Source organism: Paenibacillus sp. FSL H7-0703 (assembly GCF_038003485.1).
GTDB classification, from domain to species: Bacteria; Bacillota; Bacilli; order Paenibacillales; family Paenibacillaceae; genus Paenibacillus; species Paenibacillus polymyxa_B.
Map to the genome: position 1 here is coordinate 5,103,133 of NZ_JBBOPF010000001.1, position 13,829 is coordinate 5,116,961.

General features: G+C 38.6%; 17 protein-coding genes. 15 read left to right on the forward strand and 2 right to left on the reverse strand.

Going from position 1 to position 13,829, the window contains the following annotated elements; genetic code table 11:
* Window positions 1-224: 224 nt before the first annotated feature.
* The 9 genes from MHB46_RS22960 to MHB46_RS23000 all read left to right on the forward strand — a co-directional run bounded on the left by MHB46_RS22960 (window position 225) and on the right by MHB46_RS23000 (window position 8,950).
* Window positions 225-764, forward strand: a complete 540-nt coding sequence (locus tag MHB46_RS22960) for a CueP family metal-binding protein (RefSeq protein ID WP_341163540.1) — start codon at window positions 225-227, stop codon at window positions 762-764.
* Window positions 765-1,048: 284 nt separating this feature from the next.
* Window positions 1,049-3,112, forward strand: a complete 2,064-nt coding sequence (locus tag MHB46_RS22965; RefSeq protein WP_341163541.1) for a methyl-accepting chemotaxis protein — start codon at window positions 1,049-1,051, stop codon at window positions 3,110-3,112.
* Between the two features lie 217 nt (window positions 3,113-3,329).
* Window positions 3,330-4,469, forward strand: a complete 1,140-nt coding sequence (xerA, locus tag MHB46_RS22970; protein ID WP_341163542.1) for a site-specific tyrosine recombinase/integron integrase — start codon at window positions 3,330-3,332, stop codon at window positions 4,467-4,469.
* A 137-nt stretch (window positions 4,470-4,606) separates the two neighbouring features.
* Window positions 4,607-5,143: a hypothetical protein gene (locus MHB46_RS22975; protein ID WP_341163543.1), complete on the forward strand. Its 537-nt coding sequence runs from the start codon at window positions 4,607-4,609 to the stop codon at window positions 5,141-5,143.
* Between the two features lie 150 nt (window positions 5,144-5,293).
* Window positions 5,294-5,854: an AAA family ATPase gene (locus MHB46_RS22980; RefSeq protein WP_220025694.1), complete on the forward strand. Its 561-nt coding sequence runs from the start codon at window positions 5,294-5,296 to the stop codon at window positions 5,852-5,854.
* 189 nt (window positions 5,855-6,043) lie between these two features.
* Complete coding sequence (locus tag MHB46_RS22985; RefSeq protein WP_023989607.1) at window positions 6,044-6,415, forward strand: hypothetical protein; 372 nt, start codon at window positions 6,044-6,046, stop codon at window positions 6,413-6,415.
* Between the two features lie 197 nt (window positions 6,416-6,612).
* The gene (locus MHB46_RS22990) at window positions 6,613-7,041 is read left to right on the forward strand and encodes a GNAT family N-acetyltransferase (protein ID WP_341163544.1); all 429 of its coding nucleotides are present in this window, start codon (window positions 6,613-6,615) and stop codon (window positions 7,039-7,041) included.
* 184 nt (window positions 7,042-7,225) lie between these two features.
* Window positions 7,226-7,984 carry a hypothetical protein gene (locus MHB46_RS22995; RefSeq protein ID WP_341163545.1) on the forward strand — a complete coding sequence of 253 codons (759 nt, stop codon included), beginning with the start codon at window positions 7,226-7,228 and terminating at the stop codon, window positions 7,982-7,984.
* A gap of 147 nt (window positions 7,985-8,131) precedes the next feature.
* Complete coding sequence (locus MHB46_RS23000; protein WP_341163546.1) at window positions 8,132-8,950, forward strand: hypothetical protein; 819 nt, start codon at window positions 8,132-8,134, stop codon at window positions 8,948-8,950.
* A gap of 158 nt (window positions 8,951-9,108) precedes the next feature.
* On the opposite strand, the gene MHB46_RS23005 is transcribed toward MHB46_RS23000, so the two are convergent.
* On the reverse strand, window positions 9,109-9,396 hold the full coding sequence (locus MHB46_RS23005) for a hypothetical protein (protein WP_341163547.1): 288 nt from the start codon (window positions 9,394-9,396) through the stop codon (window positions 9,109-9,111).
* A 171-nt stretch (window positions 9,397-9,567) separates the two neighbouring features.
* On the opposite strand from MHB46_RS23005, the gene MHB46_RS23010 reads away from it, so the two are divergent.
* From MHB46_RS23010 to mauJ, 4 genes are all read left to right on the forward strand, one after another.
* The gene (locus tag MHB46_RS23010) at window positions 9,568-9,771 is read left to right on the forward strand and encodes a helix-turn-helix domain-containing protein (RefSeq protein WP_341163548.1); all 204 of its coding nucleotides are present in this window, start codon (window positions 9,568-9,570) and stop codon (window positions 9,769-9,771) included.
* Window positions 9,772-9,987: 216 nt separating this feature from the next.
* Complete coding sequence (locus MHB46_RS23015) at window positions 9,988-10,647, forward strand: hypothetical protein (RefSeq protein ID WP_341163549.1); 660 nt, start codon at window positions 9,988-9,990, stop codon at window positions 10,645-10,647.
* Between the two features lie 188 nt (window positions 10,648-10,835).
* Window positions 10,836-11,435 (forward strand): hypothetical protein, encoded by a 600-nt coding sequence (locus MHB46_RS23020; protein WP_341163550.1) that lies wholly within the window; start codon window positions 10,836-10,838, stop codon window positions 11,433-11,435.
* A 186-nt stretch (window positions 11,436-11,621) separates the two neighbouring features.
* A complete protein-coding gene (gene mauJ, locus MHB46_RS23025; RefSeq protein ID WP_341163551.1) occupies window positions 11,622-12,368 on the forward strand; it encodes a methylamine utilization protein MauJ in 747 nt (248 codons plus the stop codon).
* A 187-nt stretch (window positions 12,369-12,555) separates the two neighbouring features.
* Here the strand turns inward: mauJ and MHB46_RS23030 are convergent, their stop codons facing one another.
* Window positions 12,556-12,843, reverse strand: coding sequence for a DUF6809 family protein (locus tag MHB46_RS23030; RefSeq protein ID WP_341163552.1), 288 nt, complete (start codon window positions 12,841-12,843; stop codon window positions 12,556-12,558).
* A gap of 153 nt (window positions 12,844-12,996) precedes the next feature.
* On the opposite strand from MHB46_RS23030, the gene MHB46_RS23035 reads away from it, so the two are divergent.
* Both MHB46_RS23035 and MHB46_RS23040 read left to right on the forward strand, forming a co-directional pair.
* Window positions 12,997-13,221 carry a helix-turn-helix domain-containing protein gene (locus tag MHB46_RS23035; RefSeq protein ID WP_341163553.1) on the forward strand — a complete coding sequence of 75 codons (225 nt, stop codon included), beginning with the start codon at window positions 12,997-12,999 and terminating at the stop codon, window positions 13,219-13,221.
* A 105-nt stretch (window positions 13,222-13,326) separates the two neighbouring features.
* Window positions 13,327-13,782: an NUDIX hydrolase gene (locus MHB46_RS23040; protein ID WP_341163785.1), complete on the forward strand. Its 456-nt coding sequence runs from the start codon at window positions 13,327-13,329 to the stop codon at window positions 13,780-13,782.
* The last annotated feature ends 47 nt before the right edge of the window (window positions 13,783-13,829 follow it).

Here is a 13,829-nt window from a genome sequence, read left to right on the forward strand (position 1 = left end):
AGAATTGTGCCCCATGGCTCCATAGGAGTGGTGGGGTGTTTGTACGTTGAGACAGCAGAGCTGCTCATGCTCCTTCGCTCATCGGTAATCCTCTAATGTGATACAAATATAACTGAATCACAACACGGATATGTGAATATCTGGTGACTTCAGCACCCCATTTTTCCCATTATGGTGCATTCTCCCTTATAATAATACAAAACAGACGAGGAGATGAACTCCAAATGAAAAAAGGAATCTTAGTCGCTTCAGGGTTGGTTGTTGCCGCATTGGGGACATACCTAATTGCAGGAAATATTCAGAAAGAAGGGGCGGAAAACCACGAGACGACAGACATCAAGCAATTGGTGCATGATATCAGTGCAGGTAAGGCAACACCCCAGTCCGCTTCCATTAATTCCAGTCAGTTGATTGTGACAGGGGACGATACTCAGACCGTGAATTATGATTTGCCTGACAACGAGTTTTTTGTTTCGATTGCACCATATGTGGAACAGACCCACCCTTGTGCAACTCATAGTCTAACGGGCTGCCAAGGCGAAATAAAAAACGGTGCGTTCAATGTGACCGTTCACGACTCCGAAGGGAATCTCATCATGGAGAATGCCGCTATGAAATCACAATCCAATGGTTTTATTGATCTATGGCTACCGAGGGATAAAACATACCGCATTAGCGTGAATCATGAAGGTAAAACGGCTGAAACTGAATTCTCTACATATGAGAAAAACGATACGTGTATCACAACGATGCAGTTGAGTTAACGACGGAGGATGAGGGTTGAGTTTACGGATCGCTGAAATGCTCTAAATCCGCAAAACCCTGCGTTCTCATATATAGCTTTTAGTAAAGAGCCTACGTCTGACGGAGGCTCTTTGTGCTGCCCTAATCTTTTGCTGGAGTTACGGAACAGGTCGGGAGGGAATCTATGAGGAATCAGATAGCAAAACTTTAAATTGTATATACTAAAAACCTATTAAAACAGCTGCAAACTTCCGACATATTATCTAAGAGCTTTTCGCTCAATATTCCTCGGGGAGATGGCAGCATGTCACAAAATATTAAGAAGAGCATATTCAGATCATCCAGCATCGCCAACACATTGGCCATGGTCTTGTTAGTCATTATCGTTGTCGTCTTTGCAACCTTGGGGACGTTCATGTTTGCAAGCACGCAAAGCATACTTGTCAAGCAGCAAGAGGCCATGCTCCAGACCAAGACGCAGGCCGTTGTCACTCAATTCGATGCGTTGTTTAAAGAAAAGGGATCACTTGTCAAACAAATGTCAACGAATAATCTTTTTAAGCAATATTTAGAAACCACCCCATCGGCAGAAATGGTGAAAACTTCTCCTTATGCTGCGGAAACAGTAGCGACTCTGGCAGCCATTGTAAAGGCAGAGCCATCTTTTGCCGACGCCTGGATTGCAGGAATATCTGGTAAAGGCTTCTTTCTTCAGAATGATGGTGTTGCTTCTAAACCGGATTTCGATATCCATACACGCCCATACTTCAAGCCAGCCGTTGAAGCAGACGGTTTATACTACTCAGAACCCTATAAGGACGTCAATTCGGGTAATGTGCTGATGGGCATTTTCTATCCGATTAAAGATAGAAGTAATCAATTAATCGGATTTGCTGCTGTCGATATTGCTTTCAAAGACATCCCTGCCGTTATGCAAAGCTATTCGCTTGGAAGCACAGGTTATTCGATTCTTGCGTCCAAAACAGGAGATATTTTGTATCACCCCGATCAAAATAAAGTGCTGAAAGAAAAGATTAACGAAAGCACAGGTGATCTTGGGGAGATTGGAAAGAAAATGATTGCTGGTGAGTCCGGAGTACAGCTAATTAATGATAATGGGGAACGTCGTTATATTGGGTATGCAACCAGTAAAGATACGGGGTGGTCTGTAGGCTTAACTATTTCTGAAGAAGAGGTGCTCACAGAATTAAAAACCTTTACCTGGCTTACCATTGGCGGTTTTGCGGCAGCCACCATCCTGCTCGTTGTGATTTGTTATATAACGCTCCGTTATCTGTTGAGATCAATCCCGAAATTGCTTGCAAAAATCAAGCTGATTGAAAATGGAGATTTGACCGTTCAGTTTGATACGCAATCCAACAACGAAATCGGGCAAATTTCTCAAGGAATTTACAATATGGTTCAAAAAATTCAAGGCATGCTCCAAATGGTGGGTGGCTCAGCTCAAGTCTTGAATCAGTCTTCTCATGATTTGCAATCCATTTCTTCCAGAACCGCGATCACGATGAACGATACTGCGACAGCAATTAATGAAATTGCCAATGCAACGAACTACCAATCCATCGAAACGGATAACATTTTACAAAAAACCGGAGCATTATCCGGTCAAATTGACGAAATTGCCAATGATGCCAAAGCCATTGAAACGATGGTGCAAATCTCTGCTGAGCAAAGTGGACAGGGGCTTGCTGTAGTAGATCAGTTATCCAGATGGGCGGAAGAAAATCACAATTCCACACAAGCGATGTCGTCTATTATTCAGGATATTGATCTGAGCCGTCATGAGATTTCAAGCATCGTGGATACGGTCAATCAAATTGCAACGCAGACCAACCTGCTGGCGCTCAATGCTTCCATTGAAGCTGCACGTGCAGGAGAACAGGGCAAAGGGTTTGCTGTGGTTGCCGGAGAGGTTCGCAAGCTGGCTGAGCAGACGGCACTGGCGACACAGGAAATCTACAAGAAGGTACGTGTGATTGAAGAAAAAACCAGCGTATCGGTCGAGCATACAGTTCATGGTCTGAAAATTGCAGAAGAAAATGCGAGATCGGTAGAGGACACGAAGCAGGTGTTCTTTAGCATCAACAAGGATTTGGAAGATTTGAAATTGCGAATGATCCAGATCAGCACCAACACTTCCAAAGTCCACAAGCACAAAGATGAGATTTTGCAGGCGCTAGAGATCATCTCTTCCACCACCGAAGAGAATTCCGCTTCAACCGAAGAGGTTAGCGCCAGCACGCAGGAACAATTGGAAAGCTTCGAACAGGTTGCTGAACTATCCAAACAATTAAATCAATTGTCCAATAAGCTTCAAGACGAATTAAAACAGTTCAAGGTGGAGTAACATGGTAGGTGGCGGCGATGCTATGGGATGATGTGACGGAGGAACTGGACAAATAAAGGTAAGACATTTTATGATAATGTAAATTGGACTTAATGGATCAATAATTTACTCTGAAAGAATCAGGGACTTAAGATGAATATCCATCTTAAGTCCCTTTTTTTTGTAAAATTAGATTTCCAATTTTTTGAACGGCTGATATACTAAGGAGGCAAGTGAGATGAAGATAAACCTACTTTATCGGGATGAAAAAACGATCGGCGTACGGTTGGAGCGATACGGAGTCAAGGAGCGAGAAGGGATTCGATCCATACCAGGCAGGAAATGGGTTCCAGACGAAAAAATCTGGGCGATTCCGTACAGTATCTCGGCTGTAGAAAGCCTGTTAGAAGCGTATCGGAGTTGTAAGTTCGAGTACGACGAGCGCTTGAATAAAGAACTACCGTACATCCGGGAATGGCTGGATCGACGGGACACGCAGGCTAATGCGGTTCCCTCTTCTTCGGAACGAGGTGAATGGAATCTGGATCAGCGGCAAGAATTGCGCGATGCATTGGTAGCAAGGGGGTACAGCAGCAAGACGATAAAAGCATACATATCGCAAACGGAACGCTTTTTTGCCGGATTGCAAGGGACCGAAGCAAGCATAAATGATGCGGTGGTGCAAAAATATGCGCTGGTGCTGCTCGAAAAAGGTCTTTCGCACGCTTATGTTAACCAAGCGATCAGTGCATTGAAATTTTATTTTCGCCATGTGCTAAAGCAGCCCAAATCCTCCGCCTATGTTCGTCCGAAAAAGGAGAGTAAACTACCGGATGTGCTGTCCCTGAATGAGGTCATGCGTCTGTTGAAAGTAGTGAAAAATCTAAAGCATAAGGCTATTCTGTACCTGACGTATACATCCGGGCTGCGGGTAAGCGAAGTGGTGAGGTTGCGTCTTGAAGACTGCGACCGTGAACGGAAAGTACTGAAAGTTCGTCAGGGAAAGGGCAGAAAGGATCGGCAAACGCTGCTATCCGAAGCGGCTTTTGCGGTGGTCGAGCAGTATATAGGGGTGGAGCAGCCAGCAGACTGGCTGTTTCCTGGGCAGAGGGAAGGCCGCCACCTGACGGAACGTTCAGCGCAGAAAGTGTTTGAAAAAGCGCTGGCTGAAGCGGGCATTCGCAAACAGGTGAGTATCCATTCGCTAAGGCATTCCTTTGCGACCCACTTGCTGGAGAATGGGATTGATCTTCGCTATATTCAGGAACTGCTAGGGCATCAGAGTGTGCGAACGACGGAGCGGTATACACATGTGAGCAGACGGGACATTGGGCGGATTCAAAGTCCGCTGGATCGGATGAGCGGGCTGGAGGATTGAAACGCAGAAAGTGCGGGAATAAGGAGAAAAGTGCAGGATTCACGAAGTTCGTGAATATGACGAAGAGAGCATTCTTTCGGAAGTTCGTAAATAATACGTTATCTGTAATGCCTAAAACATAAAAATGGAGTAATAAAATGAATCCAACAATAACAAAGGGAATTAACATAGCTATTTCAAAGCTGTTTGAAAAAGATCATCATTTGTTAAGTCACGATTTAAATGAAAGAACAATTGCACATAAGTTAGCGGTATATCTTCAAGAAGAATTCCAAGAGTACAATGTGGATTGTGAATACAATAGAAATGTTGACGAAGCGAACAAACAGAAAAGAATCTATGTTCTAGAGTCAGAATGTAAAAGACTCAAAAAGGATTTTATTAAAGACATTGTTGATGACGACACAGAATATATGGGGTTATCAACTTTTCCAGATATAGTGATCCACCGGAGAGGAAAGAATACCGACAACTATTTAGTAATAGAGATTAAAAAATCGACAAATAGACTTGATAGAAGGTTTGATTTTAAAAAATTAGAATGTTATACGGATAAAGAAAGATACAATAATTTGGAATATGATTGGGGCTTATTTATTGAATTCGAAACTGGAATGGAAAAAATCAAAAAACCTGAACTAATATGGTTTAAAGAAGGGAAAAGAATACTGTAAAGAACGGCACTACAGATAACATAATATTCACGCTGCGGGCATACGCCCTTGGTCCGACAGTCGTCGGACACCCAGCATGCGCTGGGTCGTGAATACAGGGACGTTATACGAAAGATCATTAGAGTGAAATTTATGATGGAGGTTATTTAAATGAAGATGGTTATAATCTTTGGCCCCCAAGCAGTGGGGAAGATGACAGTAGGGCAATGTTTAGAAGCAACAACAGATTTAAAACTATTTCATAATCACATGTCTATTGATTTTGTGTCTCTATTTTTTGATTACGGCACACCTGCCGGAAAGCGTCTGGTTAGTCTAATCAGGCAAGAGATTTTTGAAGAAGTGTCCAAAAGTGAACTGGAAGGACTCATATTTACGTTTGTATGGGCATTTGATCTTCAAAGTGATTGGAACTACATTGAGCAGGTTTCAAACCTATTTGAATCGAGAGGAGGAACCGTGTACTTGGTTGAACTAGAGGCCGACTTGGAAGAACGAAAAAAACGAAATACGACTGAGAATAGATTGATACATAAACCAACTAAACGAAATGTGGAGTGGTCGGAGGCTGAGTTGATTGAAACTCATGAAAAACATAGGTTGAATTCATTACCCGGAGAGATTACTAAACAAAATTATATAAGGATTAACAACAGTGGGTTGGAAGCAAATCAGGTAGCTGAAATGATAAAAGAAAGATTTAAGTTTTAAGGTAGAGAGTCTATCAAAGAAAAATGATCCTTCGTATAACATAATATTCATGCTACGGCTCCCAAGGGAGCCTTGGTCTGCGGATGGATTTCAGGGAGGAATTCCAGCAGACACACCCAGCATATGCTGGGCGTCACGAATACAGGAACGTTATGTGTAATTATTGAAAAGATCATGGAGGGGAAATCTATGAAAAAGAAAGAATATAAAGATAGATTAATTGAATTACTTAATGAAGGAATTGAAGAACTAACAACAGACCAAGTAATCCACAAAACGAAATTGTTGATTTTTGAATATGAGAAAAAACAAGCGTATAGTACAGAAAATAAGGGGAGACCTTGGACAGATGAAGAGTTAAGAGTAGTATTATCATTTGCACCAACTAAAGAAAACATACTGAAGTTGGCCAAAGGATTTAAACGTAGCTACGGGAGTATTGAACAAATTTTTAGATGGGCTGTAACCACAGATGAAGAGATTATAAATAAGGGAAGAGAAGATGATAGTTTTATAAAACAGATTAGAAGATTGTATAAAGAGATGGGTTGGAAGGCGTAAATTAGAATGTCAATCAATGGAGTGATAACTACACATAACATAATATTCAAGCTGCGGCTCCGTTGGAGCCTGGGTCTGTGAGAAGGATTGCGAAGAGGCATTACAGCAGACAACCCCTTCGGGGTTCATGAATACAGAAACGTTATAAGAAATCGACGGGAAACCAAAGTTCATTTTCAAAGAAGGGTGAAGTAAAAGTGCATATTGAATTTGATGGATTTCTTATTTCTGATAACAAATCCTTATTAGATTATGAAACCATATGTGGCTTCTTATTAAGAAGTTATTGGGCTAGTAAGAGACCTAAAGAAAAGATTATAAGATCATTCCAATCATCAGAATGTGTTGGTGTATATCATGACAATAGACAAGTCGGCGTGGCGAGGTTAGTTACTGACTATGAGACGGTTTATTGGTTATGTGATGTATATGTAGATGAAGATTATCGGGCTAGAGGTATAGGAAAGAAATTAATCGAAAGTATTACGACGTCTGATAAGTATAAGAATTTATTTGGTATTCTCGGAACGAAGGATGCTCATGGATTATATGAAGAATATCAATTTGTAAAAGACAATGGTAGATTTATGGGGCGAATGCCCGATTTTTTAAGGGAAAAACAATAAAGTAGATTGTGAAAGTATCTCAATGAAGCCGTCGACATCTTATAACATAATATTCAAGCTGCGGCTCCTTTGGAGCCTCGGTCTGCCGGGTGGCTTTCAAAGAGGCATTTCAGCAGACAACCCCTTCGGGGTTCGTGAATAAAGGAACGTTATCGGAAATTCTTGAAAAGAGAGAAGGAAAATAATGATTGAGAGAATTAATGAGTGTATAAGAACTAGAACTTGGTTGCTAGTTCTTATTATTTTTGTATTACCTTTCTTTTTAATCCCTATTGTAGCTGGAACTTTAAAAGTCGGGATGCTTATTAGTGATTTCTTTCCCAATTGGTTAATTGTAATGAAAATTAATACGGAAGATATTGTATCAATCTCAACTTTCATTTATTACTATACTTGTTTCTTAGCGATAGAAGTAACAGCCTTATTAAGTTATGCTGTGTACAAATTCAGTGTCAATAAAGACGAAAAAGATGCAGCTGAACAAAAAAGTAAAGAGAAGGAATTTGATCAAAAATTGAAAGTGCATTTAGATAACTATATAGAATACTCGTTTGCTAGTTTAATGTATTTTATTCCTGATTTGCATGGCAATCAGTTGCCTTCTAGGAACGAATTTTTTAGAGAAGTAACTTATTTCAGAATTGCGTTAGAGGAAATAAACAAGATACCAATCACTTCCGTACCTAGTAAGTATGTCGAAGCGATTAGCAATGTGAAACTTCTTTATCAAATAATTGATGCAGAGTTAGAGAGGATTTTTAAGAATTATGACAATCCAGAGAAGCTAGCAAATGAGCTTAATAGAATTGAAATTAAACGAAGAACTTTAAAAATCATAGAACATTATTCTCAAATAGCTAGTGATAAAGACCTCTGGATCAAAGTAATTAAAGAGCTTGAAGAAGCATATAAGCAAAGCGATAAAAACAATAACATCCGATAACATAATATTCACGCTGCGGGCATACGCCCTGGGGCCGGCATTCGCCGGCCACCCAGCATGCGCTGGGTCGTGAATACAGGAACGTTATACGAAAGTATCGAAAAACAATAAATCAATTAAATTCGATTAAGCAAAGGAGTAGGTAATGTGAAAAACATTAAAGATTTAGTTTACGAAAGTTCCAAAGAAAAGTTATTTTTGGAACATCTAGATGATAGGGATGATACATTTTGGGAAAGTATTAGCTACTTGAAAATGCTTAATGATGAAAAATTAGCTAAAGAAGACGATTTATTTTATCACGCTCGGTTTTTTATAACTTCAAGGCTAATAAACCATATAGTGGCCACTTACCAAATGCTAAAGATGGGGCTAGAGGACGAATGTTTAGTTATGCTTCGACAAACTTATGAAACATCATGGCTCTTGAAATATTTTATTGAGAATCCCGATAAAGCGAATTTTTGGATAAAAGCAAATAATAAATTTAGAATTTCTCCACAAGATCGAAGAATTGCCGTAGATAACAACACTACCTCACAACGTATATATAGCCAATTAAGTGAAATTGTTCATTCGAATCATAATTCATTTTGGGGATCATGCATCGGTGGAATGTTCAATTCGTATATAACAGATAAACTGTTTGCACAACTGATAATATTGATCAAAGATGTTATTGAGTATTTTGAACAAATAACTAATTTATTTGAAACTAGTATTGATATCCAAGAATTAATTGAGCTTCGAGAAGTAACCAAACAAAAATTAGGAATCTCAATATATGTTACCAGTTATCTATTAGATCCTCATGGAACAGCTATTAAGCTAATTGAACTTAGTGAAGATGAAGTTTTAAGATATCTTGAAGAAATTATTGAATTTGAAAATGATGACTCGAAGAAGTCGATTCCTTCGTATAACATCGCATTTAACGAAGCGGGCCGGGACAAGCCCGACCCTTGATCCGGAAGAGGCATTTCGGGGAAGTGAATTCACTGGACATATCCCACCGCCTAACTGCCGCAAGCGGTAGCCGGACCTTCGGTCCTTAAGGCACTAGGGCGTCGTGAATACAGGAGCGTTATACAACAGAATCAAAATGAAAAAGAGCCAGAAGGCTCTCAATCTAAAGATATATGTAATTCGTTATGCAGGTGAAGAGCGTCCTTAAAACCCTGCAAATAAATTTCACGTTCTAAAATAGCTTGCACAGAAAGCTCAGCATCATCGTAAAGAAATAGGGTCTTCTGTATATTCTCCGGTACGCCTTCATGTAACTGCTTGAAGTAGAGATTCCGTTCGGATGAGAACTGGTTGTAGCTGGAGTTGTTTTTGATAAGCTCGCCATATAAAGATTCAATTCGAGTATGAATCAGTGAATCAAGTAAGAGTTCTAAAGAATTATGCATTTTGAACACCATCCAATGTATTTGATTTTATGAATAAAAGTTCAACTTATTGAACATAATTTTATCATATCAAACAATTAAGTCAATACATGTTGAAGATGTTTTTGATAAAGAAAATATACTTTCATATAATTAAAGAAAACCTCACTTGATGTGTGAAAGGAATATCAGATGATTAGTTATAAACCTTTTCAAAAATTATTGATCGACAGGGAGATTAAGAAGCAGGATTTATTGAAAATAACGGGTATTTCCTCTGCTACAATGGCGAAACTCAATACGAACGAATATGTGTCATTAGAAGTGATTGATAAATTATGTGTGGCTTTAGGTTGTCAGCCAGGAGATTTATTGGAACATATAACAGAACAATGACAGATTAGAATCAAGAATGAATGTTGGTTAATCGAAGAGGTGATACCATCGTATAACATAATATTCAAGCAGCGGCTCTGTTGGAGCCTTGGTCTGCGGGAAGGATTTGGGGGAGGGATTTCAGCAGACAACCCCTTCGGGGTTCATGAATACAGGAACGTTAACTGAAATTCCGGCAAGTTCATGATTGAAGGAAATATCAAAGGAGGAATTAATTTGCCTTGGCCTATGGTACACTTTGCAATTTCAGAAAACCTTTCTATTAATGACCCCTCACCCAATTTTTTATTAGGCAGTATTGCTCCGGATGCGATTCATATGAGAGGGAAGGTATCCAGGGAAGAAAAAGGTGTGACTCATCTCGTACATAACGATAAATTACCAGCCAAGGAATTGATCATGGAGAAGTGCAAGGAATATTTACTGAAGCAAGCGGGACCAGAATGGAAGGACTTTGTTATAGGTTACTTTTCACATATTTATACAGATTTAAGGTGGACAGATACAGTCTATTTCGATTTTGAGAAAAACTACAAAGGTGGAAAGAACGATATTAGAAAGACATATAACCTTGAAGTTAGCCAAGTAGAATTTGATCTCTTAAGATCAATGGGAAGTACTGAAAAACTGTTTACAAAACTCTTAAAAGCCAAGGGATATACAATAAATCCTTACATTTCGCAGCTTGAAGTCAATCAGTATAGGGATAGTAAGGTGAGATGGCTGCAAGATCTAAAGAATGAACCTCATATAGCACCTATCTATTTTAAAGCAGAAATTATTAAGGTCTTTATTAGTGAAACATCAAGGGAATTGAAAGAACTATTTAAAGACCAGAGTATTGATTATTTCGAAGGAGGCCGGAACATCAGTTAACATCGTATATACGCTGCGGCCTGACGACCTTGGTCTTCAAGAGGGATTTCGAGGAAGCCTATTCACCAGACAACCCTGCACCACCTAACCGCATTGCGGCCGGACCTACGGTCCTTAAGGTGGTGAGGGTTCGTAGATACACAAACGTTATCTGCAATTGCCTAAAACATGAAATTTGGAGGATACCTTTGAAAAGATTTGATAACTATTACAGGGCAAGTAGTTTCATCATTAAAAAAACGAAACCAGTATTTTATTTAGGTAAATTTCCTATTAGAATACCTTTTAGATTTCTTAGTCTCAATCAAATGCATTTAATGAAGGAGCAATTAATAAGTAATTATACTGATTCGGAGCTTAGAACCTTAAAAGCAGTTATTAATAGTCAAATGGAATCTAAGAAAAACTTTGGCCCAAACAATATAATTATTACTGTTTTTATAACAGGGGTTTTTACTTTCTTAATTAGTTTTTTTATTTCGTATATTAATTTTGTTGGCCAAATATATACGATGTCACTTAGAGGTGACTTAAAGGAATCTGATATAGTAAATGAAGTTAATTCGGAGTTTATTAATAGCTCGTCCAGCTCAAAATTAGAGGATTTATTAACAAAACTATTTATTGATAACATGACAGGATATTACAATTTATTTTTTGTTGCTTTTGAAATTATTATTTTATATATGATTTTATACAAACTAAGTTTTATGAGATTGGTGAAGTTAGATAATATCGTTAATCAAGCACTAGAAGAGAAAAAGATGCTAAATAATGATCAAAAATAATATCTTAGTGTGCATCTCGAAGAAGAGGAAACAGCAGATAACATAATATTCAAGCAGCGTCTCCTTCGGAGCCTTGGTCTGCGGGATGGATTTCGAGGATGCATTTCAGCAGACAACCCCTTAGGGGTTCATGAATACAGAAACGTTATGTGCAATATCATGAAAAACTAAAAAGTGAGGGCTGTTATGAAGGTTTGGGTTTGTACTTGTTTTGATACAAGTTTTGATTTTTGTGAACAAAAATATAATGTCAGATACGATTCATTTGACATAGAAATAATTCGAGGGAGTTCAGAAGAAGGTCATAACTTATTCATTGAAACAACTAAAAAAAATGCTAAATTAGCGAACGAGGCAACTAGAAGATTCTTAAGTGAGATTTGCTGGTTGTATCAATCAAGAGTAGAGATCATTGCTGGTGGTGGATGGGCCTCTCATAAGACGCCTACTAACGTTGCGTTTCGAAAATTTGCAAGGATAGGTGGGGGAATAGATTTAACTAGTTACAGGCAAATAGCTTCAACACATGAACAGAAAATTGCTTTAGGAATTTATAGAGAAGCATTCAGTTCAAATAGTATTTTTTATAAATTTTTGAGTTGTTTTAAAATCATCAATATGATTTATAAGACGGGGAAAGAACAAAAAGACTGGATAAATAATAATATAGAGAAACTCATTAAAAGTAAAAGTAAGATTGAACAGTTGAAGCAGGAAGGCATCACTAACTTGGGAGAACATTTTTATCATTCCGGGAGATGTGCTATAGCACATTCTAATATCATTAGCGGCGAACCCATTGCAGATGCTGACAATCATGAAGATAACTTTAGGATTGGAAGAGAGATTGAGGTTATCAAAGAATTAGCGGAAATAATTATGAGTGATGAACTAATGATACCGACTAGGGGACAACTAATTAAGTATTATTAAGCGTATCCATGGAGTCACGGTACAGCACATAACATATTATTCATGCATCGGGCATACGCCCTCGGTCCGGCAGAGGGATTTCAGGGAAGCAGAAGCAACCGGACACACCTGGCATACGCCAGGCGTCGTGAATACAGGAACGTTAAACGACAGAATCAAACAACAGAAAAGAGGATCATATGATCCTCTAGATGTTAGAATTTTTCAATTCGCTAAAGAGTTGTAGAGCGTCTTTGAAACCTTGTATGTAGATGCTTCTTTCTAAGATGGATTGGAGAGAAATTTGAGCATCTTCGTACAGAAAAACCGTATGTTGAAGTTGATCGGGTAACGCTTCACTAAGTGTTCTAAAGTATCGATCTGTCTCCGAAGAAAGCTGATTGTACTCCGTATGGTACTCCAGAAGCTCAGCAAAGAGTAATTCTAAACGTATTCTTATAAGTGGCTCTGTCAATGATTCTAATGTATTAATCATATGTTTTTCCTCCTTTAATTAATTTCATAGAGTTATTACATAACCTTATAGAGTTAATTACAAGGTGAATATTTGACTTTGTAGAGTTAAATATTTGCTTTTCGTTGATGATTACTGATATGGGAGATAAGATAGAATTATGGAGGGGAAAAGATGACCGTAATCAAGTGCAATATAAGGGAACTCATGGCAGAACATCGAATAGATGATATAACAGAACTGATGGCGAAATCGGGATTGAGTCGGAATTCAATCAATAAGCTATATAGGGAAATAAATATAGAAACAACAAAGCTGAAAACTTTATTCAAGCTTTGCGATACATTTAACTGTAAATTATCTGATTTGATTGAATATCTACCTGGAGACCATCAATAGTGAGGGCAGACTCAAGAAGTGAATCCGTCGTATAACGTCAAATTCTAGCAGTGGCTCCTAACGGAGCCTTGGTCTGTTGGAGGATCTCAAAGGGGCGTGAAGATATTGAATTACATAAGAGAATTAAGAGAGTTAGTAGGTACCCGACCTATAATTATGGCAGGAGCATGTGTGATTCTCATAGATGATGAGGGACGATTATTATTGCAACAGAGAACTGACAATGGTCTATGGGGATTACCAGGAGGTTCAATGGAGCCTGGTGAGAATATGAAGGAGGTTGCAAGCCGGGAACTTTTTGAAGAGGTAGGCTTAGAAGCTGAAGAGTTAGAATTACTTGATATATTTTCAGGCCCGGAACTTTACTATCGATATCCTCATGGAGATGAAGTATATAACGTAGTTGCAGCTTATATATGTAAAGAATACAGTGGAATAATTAATGGTGATGAAGCTGAAGTACAAGATATACGATTTTTTGATTTAAACAAGATACCTAATCAAATAACTCCTCCCGACCTACCGATAATAACAAGATTTTTAAATGAAGTAAGATCATGAAAACATTTTTTTAGTAAATCGAGGATGTCCCTGACATCACCTAACAA